At 69.9% G+C, this 3,951-nt stretch carries 4 protein-coding genes and 1 pseudogene; 3 read left to right on the forward strand and 2 right to left on the reverse strand.

Going from position 1 to position 3,951, the window contains the following annotated elements; all coding sequences use genetic code 11:
• Positions 1-104 precede the first annotated feature (104 nt).
• On the forward strand, positions 105-1,535 hold the full coding sequence (locus tag ABZ646_RS42170; protein WP_360531766.1) for a phospholipase D family protein: 1,431 nt from the start codon (positions 105-107) through the stop codon (positions 1,533-1,535).
• A gap of 246 nt (positions 1,536-1,781) precedes the next feature.
• Here ABZ646_RS42170 and ABZ646_RS42175 read toward each other — a convergent pair.
• Positions 1,782-2,264: pseudogene (locus ABZ646_RS42175) on the reverse strand (helicase associated domain-containing protein); the annotation flags it as partial.
• A 33-nt stretch (positions 2,265-2,297) separates the two neighbouring features.
• Between ABZ646_RS42175 and ABZ646_RS42180 the strand changes: the two are divergent.
• On the forward strand, positions 2,298-2,591 hold the full coding sequence (locus tag ABZ646_RS42180; RefSeq protein ID WP_360531775.1) for a transposase: 294 nt from the start codon (positions 2,298-2,300) through the stop codon (positions 2,589-2,591).
• A 151-nt stretch (positions 2,592-2,742) separates the two neighbouring features.
• On the opposite strand, the gene ABZ646_RS42185 is transcribed toward ABZ646_RS42180, so the two are convergent.
• Positions 2,743-3,474, reverse strand: a complete 732-nt coding sequence (locus ABZ646_RS42185) for an SDR family oxidoreductase (RefSeq protein WP_360531769.1) — start codon at positions 3,472-3,474, stop codon at positions 2,743-2,745.
• Between the two features lie 70 nt (positions 3,475-3,544).
• On the opposite strand from ABZ646_RS42185, the gene ABZ646_RS42190 reads away from it, so the two are divergent.
• Positions 3,545-3,951, forward strand: a 407-nt coding sequence (locus tag ABZ646_RS42190) for a LysR family transcriptional regulator (protein WP_360531772.1), incomplete at its 3' end; no start/stop codon positions are given.

Raw genomic sequence — 3,951 nt, forward strand, 5'->3', positions numbered from 1 at the left:
GCCCGCCCTGCTGCTGATGGGTCTCGGCATGGGCCTGACCTTCATGCCGGTGTTCGCCGAGACCCGCGCAGGTGACGGCCCGTACGCCGGTACGGCCGCCCTTGATGCGCATCCTGATGTTCACGGACTGGCGGGGTGACCCTGACGAGCTGCTGGACGGCCCGAACAGCGCTATCAGCGACGTACTGTGCGACGCCGCACGCCGGGGTGTCGTCGTGAAGGGGCTGGTGTGGCGCTCGCACCTGGATCGGTTCCAGTTCAGCGAACAGGAGAACTATCACCTGGGGGAGGAGATCGAGGAGGCGGGAGGGGAGTGCCTGCTCGACATGCGGGTGCGGCCGGGTGGCTCGCACCATCAAAAGTTCGTGGTGCTGCGCCACCCGGGTCGGCCCGAGCGGGACGTCGCCTTCGTCGGCGGGATCGATCTGTGCCACAGCCGTCGGGACGACGCCGCCCATCAAGGTGACCCGCAGGCGCAACGCATCGCCGATGCCTACGGTTCCCGTCCGCCCTGGCATGACGTCCAGCTGGCGGTGCGCGGGCCCGCCGTTGGCGATGTCGAGGCCACATTCCGTGAGCGGTGGACGGACCCGGCTCCGCTCAGTCGAAGCCTGCGCAGCCGGCTGCGGGCGGCACTGCGGGGCGAGGACACCCAGGCGGATCCGCTCCCGGACCAGCAACCCGACCCGGGCCCCCGCGGTTCCCACACGGTCCAGATCCTGCGCACCTATCCGAACCGCCTCAAGGGCTATCCGTTCGCCCCCGACGGCGAACGCAGCATCGCCCGCGCCTACAGGAAGTCCCTGCGGCGGGCACGCCGGCTGATCTACCTGGAGGACCAGTACTTGTGGTCAGAAAGTGCCGCCCAGCCGTTCGCTCAGGCTCTCGCAGATCATCCGGGCCTGCGGATGATCGCCGTCCTGCCGCCACTGCCGGACCAGGAAGGGCGGATCAGCACACCGATGAATCTGCTGGGCCGGATCCGAGCACTGGAAGTCCTGCGACGGGGCGGCGGTGACCGGGTGGCCGTCTACAGCCTGGAGAATCACGCCGGGACGCCTGTCTACGTCCATGCCAAAGTCTGTGTCATCGACGATGTCTGGGCCTCGGTCGGTTCCGACAACGTCAACCGGCGCTCCTGGACCCACGATTCGGAACTCAGCTGCGCCGTCCTCGACGAGACCCGTGACCCCCGTGAACCGACGGACCCCGGCGGCCTGGGTGACGGCGCCCGCGTCTTCGCGCGCGAGCTGCGGTTGTCGTTGAATCTCGAACACCTTGACCGTGACGGGGACGGGGAAGCCGCCGCACTCTGCGACCCCGGCCGCGCCTTTGCAGCCTACGCCGACTCGGCCGCCGCTCTGGACGCGTGGCACGACGGCGGCCGCCACGGTCCACGACCGGCGGGACGGCTGCGCACCTATCACCCGCCGCATCTGTCCCGCATCACACGGGCCCTGACCGACCCGCTCTACCGGGTCGTCGCCGATCCCGACGGCCGACCGCACTCCCTGCGCCGGCGGGGTGCCTACTGACAGTGTCCAAGCTGGATCAGCGACCGCCAGGTGCGCCGAAGAGCCTTGCTGCCACACGCCCCATCAACCGGCAGGTAACGGGCATGTGGGTGACCTTCCCGTCGCATGCCCAGCTCCTCCATCAAATGACTAGAGGGGCCACACGCGAGAGGTCACTCCGAGCCCTTCCCGCATGATCAGTGCACTGTACGTACGCTGTAGGACCCCGATCCGTACGGTCAAACGAGCCAGGAGCCGCGTCCTCTCCCACCGCATGCCGATGGCGGACAGTTGCTCGATCCGCCCGGGGGACAGCGTCGCTGCCCTGCTGCGTTGATTGCTGATCCAGGCCCCGAGCTTGATCGCCTCGACGTGTTTTCTGGGCACCTGCAAGTGTCCTTCGCGCTGGTAGTACTGCCGGGCGGCCGCAAGGTTCACGGCCCATGTGTCGGCCTGGGTCCGGCGTGGCCGGGGCTTCTCGTCCTCGGCCGCAGGCTGGAGGCCGAGGATGTGCTCACACATCCACTGCTGGACTGACCGCACCCACCGCCCGAGATCTTCACCCTGGGGCAGCTCGCCGCCGGCCTGCAGGTGCTGTCGGACGAGCTGGAAGGCGCGTTGCCATACCGCGGGCCAAGTGGGGCACCACGACGGCTCGATGTCCTCGAGCTGTTCGCGCCGCTCCTGCGACAGAGCGCCGGCCAACGACCCCACCGGCAGCCCTTCGGTGCGCCGCTCAAGTCCCTGCGCATCCGCTGGCCCGGCGAGAAGCTCTACGTCCTCCTGGACGACTTCTCCCCTCACAAGCACCCGATCGTCCGCGCGTGGGCCGCGGCGAACGACATCGAGCTGGTCTTCCTGCCGAGCTACGGATCGTGGGCGAACTGGATCGAGCCCGAGTTCGCCGCCCTGCGCCACTTCGTCCTCAACGGCACCGACCACCGCAGCCATGGCGAACAGAACGCCGCCATCGGCGCCTACGTGCGCTGGCGAAATGCCCGCGCCGAACCGAAGACCAGCTTTGCCCCCGACTCACCCATCCGCACCTGGACCCAGTACCCGGTCAAGGCTGCCTGACGGTCCGCTACCCTTCCGCCGGCTGTTGCCGGGGCGGTCCGGCGGGTAACCCGGGCGCTGCGGCCCGTCGGGTGCCGGCGCGGTCTCCGGTTCGCCCGTCCCGTCCCGGCTGACTCCCACCACCCCCTCCCTCGGTTCCCTGACAGGCAGCTCACCAGGGGACCGGGCCGTGCTCGTCGAAGAAGCCGCCGGTCGGCCCGTCATCGGGCAGCGTGGCGAGCCGGACGACCACGGCCGCGCCGTCGGCCGCGGTGCGGGTGAGGCCGGGGAACGCGGTGGTGAGGTCGGTCGCACACGGCCCCGGATCGGCGGCGTTGACCAGGATGTTGCGGCTGCGCAGTTCCTTGGCGTACTGCACGGTCAGCGAGTTGAGTGCGGTCTTGGACGGGACGTACGCGGCCAACGGGGGCCGGGTTGTGAAGTAGTCCTCGGGATCGGTCATCCGGGCGATGGAGCCCAGTCCACTGCTGACATTGACGATCCGGGCGGCGGGGGAGCGGGCGAGCAGCGGCAGCATCGTGGTGGTCACGCTGATCACGCCGAACACGTTGGTCTCGAACACCTCGCGTACAGCGGGCAGTTCGACACTGCCAGGGCTCTGGGCGGCGAGGTCGCCAGAGATGCCGGCGTTGTTGACCAGGATGTCCAGCCGGCCAAAGCGCTCCTCGATCCAGCGTGCGGCGGATAGGACGCTGGCGCGGTCGGTGACGTCCAGGGTGACCGGGTACACCCGCGGGCCCAGGTCGGCTGCGGCTGCCGCACCGCGGTGCGGGTCGCGCGAGGCCAGCGCGACGTTCGTGCCGAGCGAGGCGAGCCGCGCTGCGACCTCGCGCCCGATGCCCTTGTTGGCACCGGTGACCAGGGCAGTCGTGGTTTCTGTCATGCGTTCAGCCCACCACGGGGGCGGCCGGGAGTTCCAACACCGATCAGGTGCGCAGCGATACCGTGCGGGTATGGAAAGACTGGAGGTCCGCGAGCTCGTCTACTTCACCGCTGTCGCCGAAGAACTGCACTTCGGTCGGGCGGCCGCCCGGCTGGGGATGGCCCAACCGCCGCTCTCCCGCGCGATTCAGCAGCTCGAACGACGGCTGGGCGTAGCCCTGTTGGAACGTGGCAGTCGCCGGGTCGCACTGACCGGGGCGGGGGTGGTCCTGCTCCGCGAGAGCCGTACGGTGCTCGACGCCGCGTCGGCCGCGGCGCGCCGCACCCGGCGGGCCGGCCGCGCCGACCCGCGTCTGGTCCTGGTCATCAAGCCGGGCGGCGACGGTGGCCTGCTGCCCGCGATCCTCGACGCCTATCAGGCTGAGCCGGGTGCGCTGCCGGTCGAGCTGGTGTGCAGCTTCGGCGAGCGTGGGATCCT

This window comes from Streptomyces sp. NPDC007162 (assembly GCF_040634175.1).
In the GTDB taxonomy this organism is placed as follows: Bacteria; Actinomycetota; Actinomycetes; order Streptomycetales; family Streptomycetaceae; genus Streptomyces.